The organism is Sphingomonas sp. (assembly GCF_041661825.1).
Lineage (GTDB): Bacteria > Pseudomonadota > Alphaproteobacteria > Sphingomonadales > Sphingomonadaceae > Sphingomonas.
The window spans coordinates 354,995-374,671 of the sequence record NZ_JBAZTU010000002.1; the positions used below are offsets into that span (position 1 = coordinate 354,995).

General features: G+C 64.5%; 18 protein-coding genes. 8 read left to right on the forward strand and 10 right to left on the reverse strand.

From position 1 onward, the window contains the following. Nucleotides 1-155: 155 nt before the first annotated feature. The 4 genes from WC729_RS08770 to pedF all read right to left on the reverse strand — a co-directional run bounded on the left by WC729_RS08770 (nucleotide 156) and on the right by pedF (nucleotide 4,099). On the reverse strand, nucleotides 156-917 hold the full coding sequence (locus tag WC729_RS08770; protein ID WP_372851696.1) for a response regulator: 762 nt from the start codon (nucleotides 915-917) through the stop codon (nucleotides 156-158). Beyond that, on the reverse strand, nucleotides 890-2,680 hold the full coding sequence (locus WC729_RS08775) for a methanol/ethanol family PQQ-dependent dehydrogenase (RefSeq protein WP_372851698.1): 1,791 nt from the start codon (nucleotides 2,678-2,680) through the stop codon (nucleotides 890-892). The genes WC729_RS08770 and WC729_RS08775 overlap by 28 nt, the downstream gene beginning before the upstream one ends. Before the next feature lie 130 nt (nucleotides 2,681-2,810). After that, nucleotides 2,811-3,668 carry a substrate-binding periplasmic protein gene (locus WC729_RS08780; protein WP_372851700.1) on the reverse strand — a complete coding sequence of 286 codons (858 nt, stop codon included), beginning with the start codon at nucleotides 3,666-3,668 and terminating at the stop codon, nucleotides 2,811-2,813. Next, a complete protein-coding gene (gene pedF, locus WC729_RS08785) occupies nucleotides 3,665-4,099 on the reverse strand; it encodes a cytochrome c-550 PedF (protein WP_372851702.1) in 435 nt (144 codons plus the stop codon). Before pedF ends, WC729_RS08780 begins: the two co-directional genes overlap by 4 nt. Nucleotides 4,100-4,233: 134 nt before the next feature. Between pedF and WC729_RS08790 the strand changes: the two genes are divergently transcribed. The 6 genes from WC729_RS08790 (at nucleotide 4,234) to WC729_RS08815 (ending at nucleotide 12,956) form a co-directional block, all read left to right on the forward strand. Next, nucleotides 4,234-5,190, forward strand: coding sequence for a PQQ-dependent catabolism-associated beta-propeller protein (locus tag WC729_RS08790; protein ID WP_372851704.1), 957 nt, complete (start codon nucleotides 4,234-4,236; stop codon nucleotides 5,188-5,190). Between the two features lie 99 nt (nucleotides 5,191-5,289). Next, a complete protein-coding gene (locus tag WC729_RS08795; protein ID WP_372851706.1) occupies nucleotides 5,290-6,690 on the forward strand; it encodes a porin in 1,401 nt (466 codons plus the stop codon). Between the two features lie 68 nt (nucleotides 6,691-6,758). Beyond that, on the forward strand, nucleotides 6,759-8,774 hold the full coding sequence (locus tag WC729_RS08800; RefSeq protein ID WP_372851708.1) for a TonB-dependent receptor: 2,016 nt from the start codon (nucleotides 6,759-6,761) through the stop codon (nucleotides 8,772-8,774). Between the two features lies 1 nt (nucleotide 8,775). Further along, entirely contained in the window at nucleotides 8,776-10,710 is a 1,935-nt protein-coding gene (gene acs, locus WC729_RS08805) for an acetate--CoA ligase (protein ID WP_372851710.1), read from the forward strand. A gap of 108 nt (nucleotides 10,711-10,818) precedes the next feature. Further along, nucleotides 10,819-12,264, forward strand: coding sequence for a sensor histidine kinase (locus tag WC729_RS08810; RefSeq protein ID WP_372851712.1), 1,446 nt, complete (start codon nucleotides 10,819-10,821; stop codon nucleotides 12,262-12,264). Continuing rightward, nucleotides 12,261-12,956, forward strand: coding sequence for a response regulator transcription factor (locus WC729_RS08815; RefSeq protein WP_372851714.1), 696 nt, complete (start codon nucleotides 12,261-12,263; stop codon nucleotides 12,954-12,956). The genes WC729_RS08810 and WC729_RS08815 overlap by 4 nt, the downstream gene beginning before the upstream one ends. Before the next feature lie 27 nt (nucleotides 12,957-12,983). On the opposite strand, the gene WC729_RS08820 is transcribed toward WC729_RS08815, so the two are convergent. Both WC729_RS08820 and WC729_RS08825 read right to left on the reverse strand, forming a co-directional pair. Continuing rightward, entirely contained in the window at nucleotides 12,984-13,937 is a 954-nt protein-coding gene (locus WC729_RS08820) for a quinoprotein relay system zinc metallohydrolase 1 (protein ID WP_372853282.1), read from the reverse strand. Then, nucleotides 13,934-14,728, reverse strand: a complete 795-nt coding sequence (locus tag WC729_RS08825) for a quinoprotein dehydrogenase-associated SoxYZ-like carrier (protein WP_372851716.1) — start codon at nucleotides 14,726-14,728, stop codon at nucleotides 13,934-13,936. Before WC729_RS08825 ends, WC729_RS08820 begins: the two co-directional genes overlap by 4 nt. Nucleotides 14,729-14,774: 46 nt before the next feature. Here WC729_RS08825 and WC729_RS08830 point away from each other — a divergent pair, with 46 nt between their 5' ends. After that, nucleotides 14,775-15,395, forward strand: a complete 621-nt coding sequence (locus WC729_RS08830) for a rhodanese (protein ID WP_372851718.1) — start codon at nucleotides 14,775-14,777, stop codon at nucleotides 15,393-15,395. Here the strand turns inward: WC729_RS08830 and WC729_RS08835 are convergent. The 4 genes from WC729_RS08835 to WC729_RS08850 form a co-directional block, all read right to left on the reverse strand. Beyond that, nucleotides 15,392-16,084, reverse strand: coding sequence for a cytochrome b (locus tag WC729_RS08835; protein ID WP_372851720.1), 693 nt, complete (start codon nucleotides 16,082-16,084; stop codon nucleotides 15,392-15,394). The genes WC729_RS08830 and WC729_RS08835 overlap by 4 nt on opposite strands. A 341-nt stretch (nucleotides 16,085-16,425) precedes the next feature. After that, nucleotides 16,426-17,031: a cytochrome b gene (locus WC729_RS08840; RefSeq protein ID WP_372851722.1), complete on the reverse strand. Its 606-nt coding sequence runs from the start codon at nucleotides 17,029-17,031 to the stop codon at nucleotides 16,426-16,428. Between the two features lie 216 nt (nucleotides 17,032-17,247). Beyond that, complete coding sequence (locus WC729_RS08845; protein ID WP_372851724.1) at nucleotides 17,248-17,913, reverse strand: glutathione S-transferase; 666 nt, start codon at nucleotides 17,911-17,913, stop codon at nucleotides 17,248-17,250. Between the two features lie 118 nt (nucleotides 17,914-18,031). Beyond that, complete coding sequence (locus WC729_RS08850; RefSeq protein ID WP_372851726.1) at nucleotides 18,032-18,973, reverse strand: LysR family transcriptional regulator; 942 nt, start codon at nucleotides 18,971-18,973, stop codon at nucleotides 18,032-18,034. Nucleotides 18,974-19,089: 116 nt separating this feature from the next. Between WC729_RS08850 and WC729_RS08855 the strand changes: the two genes are divergently transcribed. Further along, nucleotides 19,090-19,635: a carboxymuconolactone decarboxylase family protein gene (locus tag WC729_RS08855; RefSeq protein WP_372851728.1), complete on the forward strand. Its 546-nt coding sequence runs from the start codon at nucleotides 19,090-19,092 to the stop codon at nucleotides 19,633-19,635. The last annotated feature ends 42 nt before the right edge of the window (nucleotides 19,636-19,677 follow it).

The following is a 19,677-nucleotide window of genomic DNA, read 5'->3' on the forward strand; positions in this document are numbered from 1 at the left end:
GGCGGAAAGCAGTCAAAAAAAGGGCCGGCTCAATGGGCCGGCCTTGAAAGTTTTAGGAGAGGATGCCTGAAAGGCCTGATCGTTGTGCAGCGCAGCATGAGACGATGCAACTGCATAGATTCCCGTGGCGATTGTGCGTTCTGCAACTGCAGCCTTTAGCCGCCGCTGCCGAACTTCACCTTGTTGGCGAGGATCACCGCCTGGGTACGACTGAACACGTTCAGCTTGCCCAGAATCGCTGATACATGCGCCTTCACCGTGGTCATCGACACGTCCAGATCAAAGGCAATCTGCTTGTTGAGCTTACCCGCGACGAGCAGTTTCAGGACCACCTTCTGTTGCGGCGTCAGGGTGTCGATCCGCCGCGCGAACTCTGCATCTTCCGCATTCGCGACCTGCTCGGCCTCGTCGATCTCCGGGGCGTAGATATTTCCTGCCAGCACCATCTTGAGCGCATCGACGATCGCACCGCGCCGCAGCGATTTCGGGATGAAACCGGCGGCTCCTGCTGCAAGCGCCGCGCGTGCCAGCCCCCTTTCCTGCGCCGCCGAGACGATCACGATCGGCACGGAAGGGAAACGCTCACGCAACTCGATCAGGCCGGAAAAACCCGCGGTCCCGGGCATGTTGAGGTCGAGCAGGACGAGGTCGAAATCACCCTCCCGCTCGATGATCGATGCCGCCTCTTTCAGCGAAGATGCCTCGAACAATTCGCAGCGGTCGAACGCAACGGCGATGACGGTGCGCAATCCATCGCGAACCATCGGGTGGTCATCGACGATGAGTACCCGTTCCACGTCGCCTCGCCCTCCTTCACGCTCAGATCGTATCCCAAACTGACGCGAGAGGATATCGGGAGCGGCATACGCCACCCCCGACCCGATCAGGCTCACGATTTCGGCAGCTTGAACACCCATAGCGAACCGCCCTGGTTGATGTGCTGTACGGCCTTGGCGACCTCGCCGCCCCAAAGCGGCACCGCGCCGCCCCAGCCGGACATCACCGCCACGAATTGCTCGCCATCCTGCTCCCATGTGATCGGAGAGCCGACCACACCCGAGCCGGTGTTGAATTTCCACAATTCCTTGCCGGTCTTCGCATCGAACGCCTTGAGATACCCCTCCGGCGTGCCGGTGAAGACCAGATTGCCGGCGGTGGTCAGGACTCCGCCCCAGAGCGGCGCCTTGTTCTTGTATTCCCACATGATCTTGCCGGTCGTCGGGTCCATCGCGCGGAGGACGCCGATATGGTCCTCATAGAGCGGCTTGATGGTGAAGCCGGCGCCCAGATAAGCCGCACCCTTCTTGTAGGCGATCGGCTCGTTCCAGATGTCCATGCCCCATTCGTTCGATGGGATGTAGAACATGCCGGTCTGCTGGCTGTACGACATCGGCATCCAGTTCTTCGCGCCCAGAAACGCTGGTGCTGCGAATACGCTGGTGCCTTTTTCCGCCGTTGGCGGACCGGGGCGGTTGGCGTCGACATAGATCGGCCGGCCATTCTTGTCGAACCCCGTTGCCCAGGTTGTCTTGGAAACGAACGGAGACGCCGACACGAACTTGCCGTTGGTCCGGTCGAGCACGAAGAAATAGCCGTTGCGATCGGCCTTCGCGCCGAGCTTCATCGGCTTGCCTTTGATGGTCGCGTCGAACGGGATGAACTCGTTGACGCCGTCGAAGTCCCAGCCATCATGCGGCGTCGTCTGATAATGCCATTTGATCTGGCCGGTGTCGGGATCGATGCCGAGCGTTGACGCGGTGTAGAGGTTGTCGCCGGGGCGCAGATGGCTGTTCCACGGCGCGGGGTTGCCGGTGCCCATATAGATCAGGTTGGTGTCGGGGTCGTAGGTGCCGCCGAGCCAGGTCGCGCCGCCACCGGTCTTGTACTGGTCCCCCTGCCAGGTCGCATTGGTCTTGCCGGTGATGCCGTTGGGCTGCCCCTTCAGCGTACCCATATTTCCTTCGATCGTCGGGCGAGTCCAGATCAGCTCGCCGGTGTTGACGTCGCGTGCCTGGACTTCGCCGATCACGCCGAACTCGCCGCCCGAATTGCCGACGATCACCTTGCCGTGCACGATCATCGGCGCCGCGGTGAAGCTGTATCCGGCCTTGTAGTCGGCGATTTCCTTGTTCCAGATCACCTTGCCGGTGGTGCGGTTGAGCGCGACAAGGCGCGCATCGAGCGTGCCGAAGATGATCTTGTCGCCATAGATCGCGGCACCGCGGTTGACGACGTCGCAGCACGGCACGATCGCGTCGGGCAGACGGGCGTTATATTCCCATTTCTCCTCGCCGGTGCGGGCGTCGAACGCGAACAGCCGCGAATAGGATCCAGTGACGTAGATCGTGCCGTCATAGACCAGCGGCTGCGATTCCTGGCCGCGCTGTTTCTCGCCGCCGAGCGACGAGGCGAAGGCCGGAACCAGCTTGCTCACATTGTCGCTGTTGATGGTCGTCATCGGGCTGAAACGCTGCGCACGCGGCCCCATGCCATAGGTCAGGACGTCGCCGACCGAGCTTGCATCGGCCATCAGATCGGCATCGGTAGGCCCTGCACCTGCCGCGGCGGCGGGCGCCGGCGGTGTCGCCGGCGCGGCATTCTCGCTGGCGGCCGTCAACGGCGCCGCGAACAGCCCCCCTGCAAGCGCCCAGGCAGACGCGTTTCGCATAAACCGTTTCATCTCATTCTCCCCTAGTTGTTCTTGCGCCGGCATGATGTCGACGGTCCGGCTGCCAGGCCGCAGCGCGATGGAGGACACGGTATCAGGGGAACGCAGCGCGCCAATTGGACCTTGGAACGAGCCGCGCGGCTCACGAGGCGAGCGGCTGACGCAACATGACGCCATAGCGGTCGAAGATCGCAGGGATCGTCTTGTCGGCCACCAACTCCGACATGAGCGACTCCAGCCGGTCGCCCAGATCGCGACTATCGTCCTTTACGGCGAGCGCGATGTCCCAGCCCGGGCTGGTCAGCGCCGGCAGGGGCCCCTTGCGTTCGATGAGCGCGTCTCCGCCTTTTGCCAGCGCATGCTCGATCTGCGCGCGCGTCGCCATCGCGACTTCGCTTTGCCCGCCGCGCACTGCCTCAAGGGCCGCCATGCCGCTTGGCAGATGGGTGACGTCGGCGCGGAGGACCCCACCAAAGGACCCGCTCATGTAGAAGTCTGGGATCGAATCGAGTTCGACCGCGATCTTGCGCCCCTTATATTGCGGCGGCGGCAGTTCGCAGTCGATCGCCCGGCGGTCGCAGGCAAGCGAAAAGCCCTCGCGATAATAAGGTGCGACGATCACCGCGCGATCGTTCCGCTGGGCAAAGACACGGTCATAGGGAACGTGCATCATCACATCGGCGACCCGCCCGCCGGTCGCCGGGCCTTTCCACACCATGTTGCGAAGGTCCTCGTCGACATCCTCGCCCGCCAGGAAATCGATGAATTCGGCGCGGACTCCGATCTTTGCCGCGATCGCGATCCCGATATCGACATCGATCCCGCGAAGGGTAGCGCCGTCGAACCAGGCCCAGGGCTCGAAATCGCGATAGACCGCGATCCTCATCACGCCGGCCGCCCGCACCTTGTCCAGCGACATGGCGCGAACGGGGCAGGCCGGAAGCAACATGGCGGTGGCGAGACCGCCCAGCATCGTACGCCTGGAAAGGATCGTGCTCATTCCTCGTGCTTGGTGTCGAGCCACGCCCGGATCGCCCAGCCGGCTTTCTGGCCGAGCACGTCGCCAAGCGGCGGCATATAGACTTTGCCGTCGCGCACCGAGCCGTGCTGGTAGCGCTGAATGAACCATTCGTCGCCGGTATCGCCCAGTTCGAGATAGCGAAGGTCGGGCGCAATGCCGCCGGAGATCGCCTCCAGCCCGTGGCATCGCGCGCAATTCTGGCCGTACGCGGACTCACCGATCTTTATCGCGACCGCGTTGCCGCGATACGGGTTATGCTGCAGCCATGCCTCGCCGATATCGGGCAATGCCGACGTGTTGACCGGCTGGGGGAGGATATTGCCGTGCGCGAAGACGCTGCTGCCCACAGCGGCGACCGCGATCGCCGTCGCCGCAGCGAAGGTGACCAGCGACAGTCGGGGCTTCTTCATACGCATACTCTCCCTAAGCCATGGACCCGCGTCGAACGTGCGGATTTGCACCTTGTCTAGGCGGGGGTTGCGTTGTCGCCCTATTGGACTTTGGTACAGCATGAAGCTCGAGCAGCCTGGGCTACGCTGAGGCCATGCGCACCATCCTGATGAGCCTCGCCCTTCTCGCTCCCGGCATTGCCCAGGGCGAAACGATCTATGTCTCCAACGAGAAGGGCAACAGCATCTCGGTCATCGACGCGGCGACGCTTCAGGTCACCGCGACCTGGCCGGTCGGCAAGCGCGCGCGCGGCATCATGCTCTCACGCGATGGCAAATTCCTGTATCTCTGCGCAAGCGACGACAACGCGGTGCAGATCATCGATCGCGCCACCGGCAAGGTCGTCGCCGATCTTCCTTCCGGCGAGGATCCCGAGCAGTTCGCGCTTTCGCCGGACGGCACCTTGCTGTTCGCGGCGAACGAACGGGATGCAGCCGTCACCGCGATCGATGTAGAGAAACGCAGCGTGGCCTTTCAGGTCGATGTCGGTGTCGAGCCCGAAGGCATGGCCGTCAGTCCCGATGGCCGGTTCGCCGTGTCGACCGCGGAGACCGACAATGCGGTCCATTGGATCGACATCGCTAGTCGGACGGACATTGCCCAGACTGAGGTTGGCGACCGCCCGCGTCACGCCGAGTTCACTGCCGACGGCATGGACCTCTGGGTCAGTTCGGAAATCGGGGGCATCGTGCAGATCGTCGATACCACGACACGCCAGGTGACCGGCACGATCCATTTCGAGATACCGGGAATCTTCGCGGACAAGATCATGCCTGTGGGCATCCGGTTCACACCCGATCGGAAGACCGCGGTGATCGCGCTCGGCCGGGCCGATCATGTCGCCCTAGTCGATGTCGCGACCCGGAAGGTGCTGGCCTATGTGCCCGTCGGGCGCCGGGTATGGCACACCGCGATCGATATGGCGGGCAGACGCGCCTATGCGGCCAATGGACTTTCGGACAATATATCGGTGATCGATATTGCCGCCGGCAGCGTGATTGCGACCGTTCCCGTCGGTCGCGCGCCTTGGGGCGTCGCGATCGCCCCCTGACCGCTACGCGACCATAGTCCAATTTCCCTGCCAGTCCCGCACCTCCAGTTTCAGGTCGATTGGCGCCGCGACACGCGGGCCAGCGACAGGGAGGATATCATGAGGGGCAGAACCAGTTTGTTGCACGCCGCGGGCGCGATAGCACTGATGATGGGCGCGACGCCCGCCTTCGCGCAGGACGACACGACCAGCCAGTTGCTTCTTCGCCTGAAGGAGAAGGGCATCCTCACCGACGAGGAATATAACCAGCTCGTTGCGCGCAAGGCGACCGAGCCGGCCGCGGTCGCCACCAATGCGCCGACCGAACCACAACAGGCCGCGGCACAGGCCCTCGACGACAAGCATCTCGTGCGGATGGCCGACAGCGGCGTGGGCATGCAGGTCGGCGGCGTGACGGTGAAGTTCTCCGGCTCGATCAATGGCTTCTACACCCATGAAGCGGGCGACAAAAGCACAGCGGGTACAGCCGTGGCCGGCGGCCTTGCCGGCGTCGGCAAGAACAGCTCATCCGTCCGCAACGGCCTGCTTCCGGGCTTCCTCAAGGTCGATGTGACGACCAACCAGGGCGGCTGGGACGTCGGGGCGCATTTCGGCCTTTATCCAGGCATCAACAGCGTCTCGAACGTCGGCGGCGCCAACTCGGCCGGCACGCCGCAGGCGCTGGCAACATCCGGCATCGATTTCCGTCAGACCTATCTGACCTTTGGCCGGCCCAACATCGGCGAGATCAAGATCGGTCGGGATATCGGCCTGTTCGGTTCCGATGCGATCCTGAACGACATCACCTTGCTGTCGGTCGGCTCGACCGGCGGCAATGTCGCGCCGTCGAACACATCGCTCGGGCGGATCGGCATCGGCTATATCTACACCGACTTCCAGCCGCAGATCACCTACACCACGCCGAAGTTCGGCGGCTTCCAGGCCTCCGTCGGCATATTCCAGCCGCTGGTGACGATCGGCAATAACGAGGTGAACGGCACTCCCGGCTTCCAGGGCAAGGTGACCTATGATTTCACCGCCGACAAGTTCGGCGGGCATCTCTGGGCGTCCGGCATCACCCAGAAGCATGACGGCGTGGGCGGTTTCCCGAGCTATACCGGTAGCGGGTTCGATGTTGGCGCGAAGCTCACCTATGGTCCGTTCAGCGCGCTCGGCTATTATTATGACGGCTCAGGCATCGGCACCACAGGCCTGTTCATCCTGTCGACCGATGCCCTTGGTCGCAAGCGCGACAGCAACGGCTTTTACGGTCAGGCGACCGCCACCTTCGGCAAATTCACCCTGGGCGGCAGCTATGGCGAAAGCCATCTCGATCTGACCAACGGCGAGATCAATCCGACCCTGCTCGACAAGAACAGCAGCTGGGTCGGCCAGGGTCGCTACGGTTTGACCAGCTGGGTCACGCTGGTGGGTGAATATGTGCACACCAAGGCTGAGGCGCACGGCACGAACGAGGCGACCTCCGACACGATAGCGCTGGGCGCGATCCTGTTCTTCTGATCGGGCCCATAAACGGGGGCGGCTCGGCATGGGCCGCCCCCTCGCATATCCGCACTGGACCTTCGACCATGCGCTTCCGCTACCTGCCGTTGCTTTCGATATTCGCCGCCCTTCCAGCCCAGGCGCAGGAACGGGACGCCGCATCGCATGACGACATCGTCGTGCTCGGCCGCGGCCTGCCCCTGCCCCCGGGCACCCCGGCCTATGGATCCGTGGTGATCGACCGCGACCGGCTCACCGGCGACGCGTCCGGCCGGCTCGAAGATGTACTGGCCGATGTCGCGGGCCTTCAGCAATTCCGCCGGTCGGACAGCCGCTCGGCCAACCCTTCGGCGCAGGGGGTCACCCTTCGGTCGCTCGGCGGCAATGCGTCGAGCCGGGCGCTGGTGCTGCTCGACGGCGTGCCACTGGCCGATCCGTTCTTCGGTCATATCCCGTTCAACGCGCTGGTGGCCGATCGCTTTTCGGGCGTGCGCGTCACAAGAGGCGGCGGCGCCGGAGCATTTGGCGCGGGCGCCGTCGCCGGAACGATCGAACTGGCCAGCGCGACCCGCGCCGACCTGCCGCTCGTCTCCGGCAGCGCCTTTTACGGCAGTTACGATTCCGAGAATATCACCGGCACCGTCACACCCGATCTCGGCGGCGGCTATGTTTCCATATCGGGCAAATGGGAACGCAGCGACGGCTATCTCACGGCGCCCCCGTCGCAGCGTACGATCGCCGATTCCCCCGCGCGCTTTCGCGACTGGTCGGGCAGTATTCGCGCGGTCACGCCAATCGATGCCGATACGGAAATCCAGACGCGCGGCCTCCTGTTCCGCGACAACCGCACCCTTCGCTTCAAGGGCGCTGACAGTTCCTCGGAGGGAGAAGATGCCAGCATCCGCCTGATCCATCGCGGCGCCTGGGCGATCGACGCGCTCGCTTATGTCCAGGCGCGCAACTTCACCAACAAAGTCATCAGTTCGACCAACTTCAAGCTGACCCTCGACCAGCGCAACACGCCCTCGACCGGGGTTGGCGGCAAGATCGAGGTGCGACCGCCCCTGGGCGGCGATCATGTCGTGCGCATTGGCGTGGATGCGCGCCTCACAGACGGTGAATTGTTCGAGGACGCGTATAGCACGGCAACCGGGCTGGTCACCGCACGGCGCAATGCCGGGGGCAGGAGCAGTACGATCGGCGCGTTTGCCGAAGACGACTGGACGATCGGCAGGCTGGTCCTGACGGGCGGGGTGCGCGGCGACCGCTGGACGATCACAGACGGTTTTTTCCGCGAGCTGGCCGCGAACGGCGCGGTCAACAGCGACAGGCACTATGGCGATCGCGACGGGTTTCGGGGCACCGCTCGGGTCGGCGCGGTGCTTCGCCCGACCAACGCGATTGCGTTGCGCGCCGCCGGCTATACCGGCTTCCGCCTCCCGACGCTCAACGAGCTGTACCGTCCGTTCACCGTGTTCCCGGTCACTACTCAGGCAAACGAAAAACTTGGGCTGGAAAGGCTCAAAGGCATTGAGGCCGGGATCGATATCGCCCCGACGCAGGGCGTCTCGTTCGGTGTGACCGGGTTCTACAACCGGCTCGACGGGGCGATCGCCAACGTCACGATCGGCACCAACCTGCGCCAGCGCCGCAACGTCGATGCGATCGTCGCCAAAGGCGTTGAGGTGACGGCACGCATGGTGCGCGGCGCGGTGTCGCTCGATGGGGCCTATACATTCAGCGACAGCCATGTCCGCGCTTCGGGCACATCCGTCCGGCTGAACGGCCTGATCCCCGCGCAGAGCCCGCGGCACAGCGCGAGCGCCACTCTCGCCTGGTCGCCGAAGAACGGACCCGGCCTGTCCACCACGCTACGCTATATCGGCAGGCAATATGAGGACGATCTGCAGACCGACATCTTGCCCGATGCGCTGGTCGTGGACGCCGTTGCCCGACTGCCGATCGGCAGGCGCTTCTGGATCGTCGCGCGCGCGGAGAACCTGTTCGACGAGACAGTGATCACCCGCAACCAGGGCGGATCAATGGATATCGGCACGCCCCGCACCCTGTGGATCGGCGTAAAATTCAATCTGGGAGAGTAGAGTGGACGACCTGTTTCCGGTCCCCGAGGCCTGGGCGCGTGACGCCAAGATCGATGCCGCACGTTATGCTGCCGACTATGCCCGTTCGCTCGACGACCCGACCGCTTATTGGCTTGAGCAGGCGACCTCGCTTGACTGGATATCACCACCGACCGTCGCGGACGAAAGTTGTTTCGACGAAGCGAATTTCGGCATTCGCTGGTTCGCCGACGGAGTGCTCAACGTATCGGTCAACTGCCTGGATCGCCATCTAAACACACGCGGCGATCAGGTCGCGATCATCTGGGAACCCGATGACCCCTCCGCGACGCCGCGACGCATCACCTATCGCCAGCTCCACGCCGATGTCAGCCGCTTCGCCAATGCCCTGAAGGCGCAGGGCGTGCGCAAGGGCGACCGAGTCACGCTCTATCTGCCGATGATCCCCGAAGCGGCGGTGGCGATGCTCGCCTGCACACGGATCGGCGCGATTCATTCGATCGTGTTCGGCGGTTTCTCGCCCGACGCGCTCGCCGGACGCATCACCGATTGCGACAGCCGCATCGTGGTGACCGCCGACGAGGGTCGACGCGGCGGCAAGAGCGTCCCGCTCAAGGCCAATGTCGATGCGGCGGCCAAGCTGGTGACGTGCCTGGACACGATCATCGTCGTGAAGGCGACGGGTGGCGCCGTGGAAATGCGGCCCGGCCGGGACCATTGGTACGGCGATCTCATGGCAGCGGCCGACGCGGACTGCACGCCGGAGCCGATGCATGCAGAGGATCCGTTGTTCCTGCTCTACACGTCGGGATCCACCGGAAAGCCCAAGGGGGTCCTTCATTCGACCGGCGGCTATCTGCTCTGGGCCAGCCTGACACACGGCTTGGTGTTCGATTATTGCGAGGGCGACGTCTATTGGTGCGCCGCCGATGTCGGCTGGGTCACCGGGCACAGCTACATCGTCTATGGCCCGCTCGCCAACGGCGCGACCACGCTGATGTACGAAGGCGTGCCCAATTGGCCGACGCCGGCACGGATGTGGGAAGTGGTCGATCGCCACCAGGTAAATCAGCTCTACACCGCCCCCACGGCGCTCAGGGCATTGATGCGCGAAGGCGATGGCCATGTCGCCGGCACCAGCCGCGCGTCGCTCCGACTGCTCGGTTCGGTCGGCGAGCCGATCAATCCCGAAGCCTGGCGCTGGTATCATGAGGTCGTCGGCGGCGGACGCTGCCCGATCGTCGATACCTGGTGGCAGACCGAAACCGGCGGGCACATGATCACTCCCCTGCCCGGCGCGACCGCGTTGAAGCCCGGCAGCGCGACCCACCCCTTTTTCGGCGTCGAACCCAAGCTGGTCGACGCCGCCGGCGCGGTTCTGGAAGGTCCGGCCGAGGGCAACCTCGTCATCGCCCGGAGCTGGCCTGGGCAGATGCGGACCGTCTGGGGCGATCATGAGCGCTTCTTCCAAACTTATTTCTCGGCGTATCCCGGAGTATATTTCACGGGCGACGGATGCCGCCGCGATGCCGATGGCTATTACTGGATCACCGGCCGCGTCGATGACGTTATCAATGTCTCCGGCCACCGCATGGGTACGGCGGAGGTGGAGTCCGCCCTGGTGCTTCACCGCAATGTCGCCGAGGCAGCGGTGGTCGGCATGCGGCATGAGATCAAAGGCCAGGGCATCTATGCCTATGTCACACTCAACGCGGGCGACGCCCCAAGCGAAGCGCTCCGGACCGAACTGGTGAAATGGGTCCGTAACGAGATCGGGCCGATCGCAACGCCCGACGCGATCCAGTTCACCCCCGGCCTGCCAAAGACCCGATCGGGCAAGATCATGCGCCGCATCCTGCGCAAGATCGCCGAGGGCGATGTCTCCAGCCTGGGCGATACCAGCACTCTGGCAGATCCTTCGGTAGTCGACGATCTGATCGCCAACCGGCTCGGATAGGTCGCGCCTCGTACCAAGGTACAATGGCCGATGCATGGCCGGTGGCCGACAGTCCCGCCGGACACGGAGAGACCGGTGCGATCGAGAGGAAGCTTCAGGCGCGCGCTGATGGTTGCAGGATCGGTCGTGCTGGCGTCATTGGCCGGTATGGCGCTGATGCTCGCACTGGGGCTGGCCCGGGCGGACCGGCTGTTGGACAGGGTATCGCGCTCCCAGACCCAGCTCGCGCTGGTCACGCGCCTTGAAGCGGACACCAACGCCCTTTTCCTCGCTCCAGCGGGTGAACAGCCGATCCTGGCCGGGCGGATCGCAACCGGGATCGCCGCCTATCGCCGGACCGTCATTGCGGAAATGCCATTGGTCGGCGCCGTCGCCCAAACCGCCGAAATCGCGCGCGCCGAACAGCTCTCGACAGCCTTTCGCCAGCTCCGCGCGATGTCTCGGACACCCGCCGATAACGCCGCCTTCCGGGTGCTGGCGCGGCGCATCGTCGCTGCGGAACAGATAGAGGCGACCGAGGCGATCACCGCGATGCGCCATCTTCGCCAGACGGGCACCGTGATCGCAATCGTCGTTCCGGCAATGCTCGCTCTTCTGGGTGCGGCTGCGCTGCTGACCATGCTCGCCAACCTGCTTGGGCCGATCCGCATCCTGCGCCGCGGCATAACGCGACTGGAAAAGGGCGATGCCGTCGGGGCATTGGAGGTAGCCGGGTTCAGCGATTTCGACGAGCTTGCACAGGCCTTTTGCGGTATGGCGCGGCAGATCGTCACGCAACGCACCGCGCTGGCCGACGCCAACAGCTGCCTGGAACGCGACGTCGCGGATCGCACCGCGGCCCTGGCCGAACGCAATGATCGGCTCGCGGCGATCGACGCCAATCGCCGCCTGTTCTTTGCTCAGGTCAGCCACGAGCTGCGCACGCCGATCACCGTGATCATGGGTGAAGCCGAAGTCGCGCTCCGCGACGACCGCGCCGACGCCGATGCGTTGCGCGACGCGCTTCGCCATATCGTCGCCAATGGCGAATTCGCCCAGCGGCGGCTGGAGGACCTGCTCGGCGTTGCCGGTGCCGAGGATGGGCGGCTGACGTTGCACCGCGAAGCGATCGATCTTGGCGATGTCATGCGCACCGCTACGGCGCGCGCGCGTCCTTATGCACGCTCGAGCGGTGTGACGATTACGGAACACAGCCCGACCGGCCCGGTCGAGGCTGCCGGCGACGCGAGCTGGCTGCAGCAGGCATTGCTCGCGCTGATCGACAATGCGGTCAAACACGCCTCGAGCGGCTGCGCGATTCGTATGTCGCTCGAGCACGACGGCGCGAACGCCGCTTTCTCCGTGACGGATGACGGCCCGGGCGTTTCGTCGGAAGATCTCCCCTTGCTGTTCGACACCTGGCACCAGACCGCCGCGGGCCGCCGGCGCGGCGGATCCGGGCTCGGCCTGGCGATCGCGCGCTGGGTGACGGAGGCGCATCACGGCAGCATCGCCGCTCATAACCATATTGGAGGAGGACTGACCGTGCGCATCAGCCTGCCGCTCGCCGCGTGAACATCCTGCTGGTCGAAGATGACCCCGGCATCGGCCGTTTCGTCAGCCGCGGTCTCAGCGCCGAAGGGTATAACGTCGAATGGCAGCGTGGCGGGGCCGGCGCTGCGGCACGTTTGGCAACTGCCGGGTTCGCCGCCGCCGTGCTCGATCTCGGCCTGCCCGATATCGACGGCATCGAGCTTTGCCGAGCCCTGCGCCGCGACGGCATCGACACGCCCGTCCTAATGCTCACCGCGCGCGCGACACTGGAGGACCGCTTGGACGGATTTCGCTGCGGCGCCGACGATTATCTGCCCAAGCCTTTCTCGTTCGACGAGCTGGTGCTGCGGCTCGGGGCACTCACGCGACGGGCCGGTGCCGCCGCCCGGACTATCTCGCTCGGCGCCATGGCAATCGACACTATCGCCCGCGTCGTCACGGTGGATGCGGCGATCGTACCGCTCTCCCCGCGCGAATTCGACCTGCTCCTGTGCTTCGCTGGCCAGCCCGATCTGGTCGTGACCCGAGCCGAGCTGCTCGATCGAGTGTGGGGCGCGGAGGCGGAGATCAGCGACAACAGCATCGACGTCTATGTCGGTTATCTGCGGCGCCGGCTGGAACGGTTTCCAGGCGCGCCCATGGTGCGGACGATACGCAGACGCGGTTACCGCCTGGACATTCCACCCAGCGACGGCTCACCCCGAGAGGCGTAAAGCGGTGCGATCAGGTCGTCGCGCTCCCTAACGACGCCTGGTGTCGATCCGCGGAAACAACGTCGCTTCCAGCCCGGGATAGAGGTGCGAGACCGACCGCTGCAGCTCATATCGCGCGGCCCGCATCCCCGCGAACCGTGTCGGGATCTCCATGGCCCCCGCCTCGACCATGTCGCGCCCGTCGGCCACGGCGGCGCGCAAGCTGGTCTCGAGCCAGTCGAGCCAGTCGCGCGTCTGGTCGATCGCAGCGGTGGGCGTAGGATCGACCGGACCATGGCCGGGAATGGTCGATTGATGCGCGATCCCCCGGAGCCTCGCGAGCGCCGCGCGCCATTGATCGAGTTCCGCATGCGGTGTCGATGGCGCACGATCGTGGAACACCAGATCCCCTGCGATCAACGTGCCCGTCCGGTCGTCCAGGATTGCCAGGTCCGCCGGGCTGTGTCCGCTCAGCGGCAGCAATACCAGTCGGCGGTCACCGATCCGCTCCTCGTCATCCTGTAGAATCCTTCCCGGCGGCCTGAACTCCGTGCCGCGCATCCAGTCTCCCAGCAATCGGTACATGCCGTCCGAAAAGCCCGCTCCCTCGCTCGCCAGCAAGGCCGCGAGTTGCGGAGTCGCCGCGACGATCGCCTGGTCGAACGCCGCAGCGCCATAGATATGATCAGGATGGAGATGGGTGAGGTAGACCCGAACCACCGGCTTGCCCGTCAACCCTTCCGCTGCAGCTTTCAACGCCTGGCCATAACGCAGCGACGGGCCGCAATCGACCAGAACCGTGCCCGCCGACGTCGCGATGATGGTGATGTTGGCGATCGCCCCGCCGTTCGCCATTTCGATCGGCGCATCCTCGCCGCGCACCACCCACAAGCCGTCGCCAGAGGCAAGCGGCCGGATGGCATAACGCAGCGGTTGCGCCCGGACGGGCATGGCGATCAGCCCGGCCAATCCGGCCATCACGGCTCGGCGATCGAGCATCAGCGCGCTGCGAGCACAGCCGGGGCTTCGGTCACCGTCAGGCTGCCACCATAATCGATCCCGTTGGTATCGTTGCCTGCGATGATGATCGTATCGCCCGTCGCGGCATCCGCGATGATGGTGATTGCGGGGTCCTCGGCAACCGATGCCTCGATCTGCATCTCGCCATAGCTTTTCCCGCCCGGCCCGGTCAGCGCGACATGCTCGAGATGATAGGTGGGGATGTTGGCGACGAACCCGGTGTCCATCGGGTGGCGGAATGTCAGCCGCACCCGCGTGCCGCCGGCCTGGCGCAGCGCGATCCCGCGCACTTCGCCGAGATGGTCGGCCCAGTCGCCTTTCACCCGACTCACCGGCGGCGCGGAGCATCCGCCCCCCGCCGCGTCGATCCAGCCGCCGCTTACGAGCCAGCTGCCGTCGGCGAGCTGCACCGCGCCGCGCACCGGCGTACGCTGGTCGAGCTTGATCCGCGTCGACAGGAACGGCTGGGCAGCATCCGGGCTGTAGTCGATCGCCAGCGGGATCGGATTGAGATCGGCAAACAGCAGGATACGCGTCACGCCGGCAATACCTCGTGCATCGATCGTCACTGGAAAGCTGTGCTGGTCCTCGGCAATCGCGGGGAAGCTGACCTTGACCCGGTCGTCGAACCGGACGGGATCGTCCCCGAACAGCGTCTTACCCAGCGCCTGCCAGGTCGGAGACGCCAGCGGATCGCGCGGCAGCTCGGCCGCGACCGGCACTGCCATCACTGCGAGCAGGCCCGCCATGGCCAGCGATATTCTACAGATCATGTCCTTCTCCCAAAGGCCAAGATAGCATCAGTCGCCTCTCTGCTACATGAGACTAAGGACTAAGCGAGACCTGACGATGCACAATGCGATCACGACCATCGTGGCGGCGCTGACCCTGTCGGCAATGGCCGCCGCGCAGACGGCCGAGCCCCTGTTCGATCCAGTGCGGGGTTATCGGATTGCCCATTATCGTGGCGTCGTCGGCCCCGCGCCTGAGGGCGTGGCGCGGATCGATACGACCCAGGCTTTTAGGCTTTGGCGCCGCAAGGCCGCGATCTTCATCGATGTGAACCCCGCACCGGGGGCGGTGCGAGACGCCGCGACAGGCCGCTGGACGCTCGCCGAGCCCCATTCCTCCATCCCCGGTGCGCACTGGTTCCCGGAAAGTGGGCGAGGCCAGCTCGCTCAAGGCATCGCGCCATGGCTCCTGGACGGCGTGCGGCGGCTCCACCGCGCCGCGCCAGACCGTCCGGTCGTGATCTTCTGTCTTGCCGATTGCTGGATGAGCTGGAACGCCGCGCTGCGGCTTCACCGCGAGGGCTATAGGGACATCCGCTGGTTTGCAGAGGGGATCGACGGCTGGCGGGATGCGGGACTTCGCCTCGAACCGGCGGCATGCGTCGGAATGTGCGCTTCGCGCCGAAAGAACCGCGGCATTCGACGCTAAACGGCCGGCGCTAGTTTCCCCAAGCCCATCCGCGCGAGCTGGCGCCGTCGGTCGACGAACTGATGTTTGAGGGCACCCGCGATATGGAGCAGGAGCAGGCCGAACATCATCCAGGCACCGAAAAGATGGAAGTCCTGGATCCGGTCGCGCAACGCGCGTTGCCGTGCAACGCCCTCCGGCTCGCGACCCAATTCGGTAATCGGGGAAAGCAGCGGCAGCTTGAACAAACCGAGGAATGTAGTCGGCCCGCGAAGTCGTTTGGGGGGCGTTGCGGCGTTCGCCGGCAAGGAAGCAGCGGGCTGATTTGCGAGGCTCCAGGCTGCGCCCGCAGATCCCATCGGCGGTTTGGCGGATACCATCGCCCAACCCGAAAAAGGCACGATGAGCATCGCGACATAAAGCAGGCCGTGGACGAGACGGGCAAGCCTGCGCTCCCACGGATTCAGTTCGAGAAATGCCGGCGGACGGTGCGTCAAGCGCCAAATCACGCGCGCGATACTTAGAGCAAGGATCGATATACCGGCAGACACGTGAAATTGGAAAACGTCGTGCGGAAGGCGATGCCTCAACAAGCCCGACGCCAGGTTGTAAAAAATCAATGCAGCCAACATCCAATGCAGTATGACGGCTACGGTTGAATAGCGGATCGCACCCTTTTGGCTTCCTGTATCATAATCATGCTTAGACATTTACACCAACCGATCTTTAACTGACGGCATTTACGGGGTCGAAAACCCACGTCAATTGCCCAAAAGTACAATCCATCTATTGTATACAGTCCATTCGGTGCCAAATTATCTAGAGGCCTTCAAAGGCAAGCGTCGCTCATGCAATGCAGAAATCCTCCCGCGAGAGCGAGAATAGAGACAGACGCCTCAAGAACCCGACCATCCTACCGAGCAGGACGTCCGACGTGCGGTTTACGAGGCGACCCGGCCGAACAATGGCGCGAAGTCCGCGGACTGCACGACATGCCACGGGGCGAAGGATTTGCACTCTTTCTGAATGGAGGAAGGTCGCATTCAGGTTCTTACTCTCGTCCCTCGCCCGTCTCCGCCTGCTTCCAGGGCAGCATCGATTGCAGCACCTCGTCCCTGACCACGACGCGGTGGAAGACCGCGGCGAGTATATGCAGCGCGATCAAGACCAGCAGCAACCAGGCGGCGTACTCATGCAGCTCGTGGAAGAGGTGGGTCATGTCCAAATCCCGCTCCATGACCGCCGGAACCACGCCGCCGAAGATCGCAAAGGGCTTTCCGCGCGTAAAGCTCTGCGCGAGGCCCGTCAGCGGCTGGGCGAGCAGCAGGGCATACAGGCCATATTCGCTGAGCCGCGCCGCCCATTGCTGCAGCGGCCCCATCGTCGCTGGAAAGGGCGGCAGGACTGCGCGCCCAAGGCGCCAGCCGATCCGCACGACGGCCGTGATCCACAGCAGCACACCGAGCGAGCGATGGAGTGTCAGGAGGAAGGCAGCGGTTTCCCCGTCCTCGACGGATGCGAGGCTCCAGATACTGGCGAACAGCCCGATGAGCAGCAGCACGGTCAACCAGTGCAGCGCGATCGTCACGACGTCGAAGCGTCGCGGGCCTGCCTGCTCGAGCAGGAAATCGTCGGCATCGAAAGTCAAAGATGTCATGGCGGGTCCCGGCGCGGGCGATCGGCCCGTCCTTGATTGGCACCGGGAGATGCTGCGCCTGAACAGAGACGGAAAAGCGCGGACTTTTATTCCCGTCAGGAGCCCGCAAGGCGCCACTCAATGCCGGGAGCGGCAGTCCCTCCGTCATGTCCGCCATGTACGAAACGCCGAAAGTAGCGCGCCATCGTCCCCGCCGGGAGATAACCCTGACGGCCTTCAGCCGTCATACGGGACGTTCTGGGCAAGAAAGGCCGTCATGGCCGCGGCGCGATCGGCCATCATCGTGCGGATGTGCGGGCGTTCATCCATAAGGGCCATGTAATCGACCGCCATCGGGAGATGGCGCTCGATCATGTCCTCGCCGTAGATCGCTGACGATGCCAGCCTGATCATCGTGAAATGGACATAGGCGACGCAGTCCGCGGCCGTGAACGCAGCGCCGAAGATATAGGGCGAGAATTTCGCGAGCCTGCCAGCGGCCGCCAGGCCGACAAGCAGCCGCCCAAGCGCTTCGCGCTTGGTTTCGTCCGACACGGTGCCGCCGAAGAAACATTCCTTGTAGAGCCGCCGCGCGACCCATTCGGCGTTGAGTTCGAGATGCTGGATCAACTCGCGGCACTTGGCGCGCTCATACGCCCCGGTCGGATAGAGCGGGATCGCCGGATAGCACTCCTCAAGATATTCGAGGATCACCTGCGATTCCGAGAGACCACCATATTCGGTCTCGATGAACGGGATCTTCCCCAACGGGGACGCCTGAAGGAAGCTATCTCGCTCCCATGGATAAACGACACGTTCCTCGAACGGAATCTGCTTTTCGAGCAGGATCAGCTTGAGTTTATTATAATAGTTGCTGACGCCGAAGCCGCACAACGTGATCATTGGATTCGCCCCCGCGATCGTCAGACAGGATGTTCGTACACGAGCAATGCCGGCCTGGCCCGTTCAATCGACGAGCGTGCCATTTCCTCGAACCGGGTCTGGCCTTCCCTTCAAACTGCTAGCGGGTCGCGCGATTGGCCCGGTCGGGAACATCGATGGGCGACCGGGCGGTCAGGTCCAGCCCTCCAAAATGGTCCCGCGCGGCCTCGACGAACGCGCGCACATTCACCGATGCCCGGCGGTTGGCCTGATAGACGAGATGAACCGGGACAGGGGGCGGAGCCACATCGTCGTGCAGTGACACCAGCGTGCCAGCAGCAATCGCATCGATCGCCTGGTAGGACAGGACGCGCGCGATGCCCATGCCATCGACAGCAGCGGCGATCGCAGCGTCAGCGGTGTTGACGATCAGGCGCGGCTCGATCCGGATCGCCGGCTTGCCGGCCGGCCCGAACCGCCATTCGGGGGACCGGTCGATCTCGGCGAACGAGATCAGGTCATGGGCGTGCAGCGCTGGGATGTTCGCCGGCATGCCGCGTGCGGCAAGATAGGCGGGGCCGGCCACCAGAATACGACGCACCTCGGCGACCTTGAGCGCGTGCAGCGAACTGTCGGACAAGTCGCCGATCCGCACCGCCACGTCGATTCCCTCATCAACCAGCCTGACCACCCGATCGATCAGCGTCAACGAGACCCTGAGAGCTGGATGAGCGCGCAGCAGACGGTTCACCAAAGGCAGGATGTGCAGCCGCCCGAAGGTGACCGGGGCGGTGATGACCAGCGTCCCGCCCGGCGTGGCGCCATCCCCCCGCAACGACAATGCGGCATCGTCGAGCTCGACCAATGCAGCCCGACAGCGCTCCAGATAGGCGGCACCCTCCTCGGTCAACCGGACCGACCGGGTCGTCCGGCGCAGCAGCGCCGTGCCCAGCGACGCTTCGAGCGACGCCACCGCCCGACTTGCCGCGGTCGGCGATATGCGCATGTGGCGCGCAGCCTCGGCGAAGCTCGCCAGGTCGGCGACCATGACGAAGGTGCGCAGCTCTTCCAGACGGTCCATGATTATCCCGATATCGGCATGAGTGAAATGTATGATGAACGGATTATCACAAACATCCAGGAGTGACATCTTCAATGGGCAGACGGCATTCAGCCGCTCTCGCCGGAGAAGATTCCATGTCCCGCCTCGCCATCCCCGCCCGTGAAGATGCCCCCGCCGCAGCCCAGCCGCTGCTCGATGCCGTCGAGAAGCAGCTCGGCGGCGTCCCCAATCTGTTCCGTCTGGTTGCCAGCAGTCCCGCCGCACTCGAAGGCTATCTCGGCCTCAACGCAGCGCTGGGCCGCACGCTCGATGCCAAGACGCGCGAGCGGATCGCCATCACCATCGCCCAGGCCAATGGCTGTGACTATTGCCTGTCGGCGCATAGCTATCTCGGGCTGAACCTCGCCAAGATCGACGAAGCGGAGATCACGCTGAACCGTGCCGGCCATTCGGGCGATGCCAAGGCGGATGCCGCGATCGTGTTCGCCCGCCAGGTTCTCGCCGCGCGCGGCAAGGTCAGCGACGCCGACATCGCCGCTGTGCGTCTCGCCGGCTTCAGCGAAGCGCAGGTGATCGAGATCGTCGCTTCGGTCGCGCTCAACGTGCTGACCAACTATATCAACAATGTCGCCGAAACCGAGATCGACTTCCCCGTCGTCCTCGCCGCGCAAGCCGCCTGATCCCCTTGCCGTCGGCGGGCTCCCCCAGCGCCCCCCAGCCCG